The sequence below is a fragment of the Oleiphilus sp. HI0066 genome, from assembly GCF_001635725.1.
This window is the reverse complement of sequence record NZ_LWFH01001679.1, coordinates 1-1,750: the sequence shown is the minus strand read 5'-3', so window position 1 is coordinate 1,750 and position 1,750 is coordinate 1. Positions and strand designations below refer to the sequence as shown.

The 1,750-nt window shown below is 44.6% G+C and carries 4 protein-coding genes; all 4 read left to right on the top strand.

Annotated elements, in window-relative coordinates; translation table 11 throughout:
• Positions 1-429: aldehyde dehydrogenase family protein (locus A3738_RS26290; protein ID WP_156504517.1), on the top strand; the 429-nt coding region annotated here is incomplete at its 5' end.
• A gap of 3 nt (positions 430-432) precedes the next feature.
• Positions 433-1,053: a nicotinate (nicotinamide) nucleotide adenylyltransferase gene (gene nadD / locus A3738_RS30215; RefSeq protein ID WP_068502337.1), complete on the top strand. Its 621-nt coding sequence runs from the start codon at positions 433-435 to the stop codon at positions 1,051-1,053.
• A gap of 30 nt (positions 1,054-1,083) precedes the next feature.
• Positions 1,084-1,443, top strand: coding sequence for a ribosome silencing factor (gene rsfS / locus A3738_RS30210; protein WP_068478500.1), 360 nt, complete (start codon positions 1,084-1,086; stop codon positions 1,441-1,443).
• An 11-nt stretch (positions 1,444-1,454) separates the two neighbouring features.
• The coding region (locus A3738_RS26275) for a 23S rRNA (pseudouridine(1915)-N(3))-methyltransferase RlmH (RefSeq protein WP_197474054.1) at positions 1,455-1,750 on the top strand (296 nt) is incomplete at its 3' end.

Below are 1,750 nucleotides of genomic sequence, written 5' to 3'. Positions count from 1 at the left end.
GCATTAGAGCAAGAGTACGCCCATATTGGTGTTGAGTTACGTGCTTGTGCGAAAGCTCAAAAAATTCTTAATTCTTGCGTAGCTGCGACTGAAGAAGATTGGGAAACCGAATATCTGGCGCCGATCTTATCAATTAAGATCGTTGAGGATATGGATGAGGCGATTGCTCATATTAACAAGTATGGCTCTCATCATACCGACTCCATCGTGACCGAAAACTATACGCGTGGTCGTGAGTTTATTACGCGTGTCGATTCAAGCTCGGTCATGATCAATGCATCAACTCGTTTTGCAGATGGCTTTGAGTACGGTTTGGGTGCTGAGATCGGTATTTCTACGGACAAGATTCATGCTCGTGGCCCAGTTGGTCTAGAGGGCCTAACTTCTGAAAAGTATGTCGTCTTGGGTGATGGGCATATTCGTACATAAGTTATGAATATTTTGTTCGGCGGGAGTTTTGATCCTGTTCATAATGGGCATCTGCGCGTAGCGACCGAGCTTTCAGAGTTGTTCGATGGCGCGCAGGTTTCTTTGATACCGTGTCGGGATCCCGTCCACAAGCCGCGGGCAAATATCGATGCTGAAAGTCGATATAGAATGCTTGTAGCCGCAACTGAAGAATCTCCCAGCCTGGTTGTTTCTCGTATCGAGCTTGATGCAGAGTCAGACAGCTATACGATCAACACTTTGCAAGCTTTAAACTCTAATGAAGGGTTGATATTGGCGGTAGGAACAGACTCTGCGTTGAATATGCCTACTTGGCATCATGCAGAAGTATATAAAGATCTATGTAACGTCGTCGTGTTAGAGCGTCCCGATTACAGTAATGCGCAAATTGAAAACAACCTGAAAAGTTTGGGTTTTTCAATTGTTAGCTCGCCTGATGCGCTAAGATCTGCTAAAACCGGGTTAGCATTGATTGCGCGCGTAACGCAGTTGCAAATCTCTAGCTCAGATATTCGGCAAAGAGTTGCCGAAAACAAAAGCATTCGTTATTTGGTGCCTGATGCAGTGCAAGGCATTATTTGCGATAATGATTTTTATCAAATTTGAACCATTTTTTTGAGGCCAGTCCTTCCCTTTATGCAAGCAGATTCCATTAAAAACGTCGTTGTCGGCGCACTTGAAGATTTAAAAGCTGACAATATCAATATTTTGAACGTCAAAAAACGTACTAGCGTGACCGATTATATGGTGGTTGCCTCTGGTACTTCCTCTCGGCATGTTAAGTCTCTCGCTGACAACGTGCTAACCGAAGCTAAAGAGCAAGGTGTAAAGTCTGTAGGTGTTGAGGGTGATGCTAGCTCTGACTGGATTTTAGTGGACCTTGGTTCTGTCGTTGTTCACGTCATGCTCCCAGCAACGCGCACGTTCTATGACCTTGAGCGTTTTTGGGAAGGTGATGGCTCTGAAGGCGTAATGCCTTCGCCCGATGCGCGCTAAGATTTAGTCCAATGAAAGTTAAAGTTATCGCGGTTGGCACGAAAATGCCTAAGTGGGTAAATGAAGGAACCTCAGAATTTACTAAACGATTGCCGCGAGACTTTAAGATTGAATTTATAGAGATCCCTTTAGGTAATCGAAGTAAAGGGGCTGATCTAAATAGAGCTATACAATCCGAGAGTAAAGCAATTTTAGACTCCTTGTCAGATCGAGATTGGGTTGTTGCGCTTGAGGTAAAAGGCAAGGCTTGGAGTACTGAAGATCTTGCTGATCAAGTGACCAACTGGCGGATGCGTGGCGATAATGT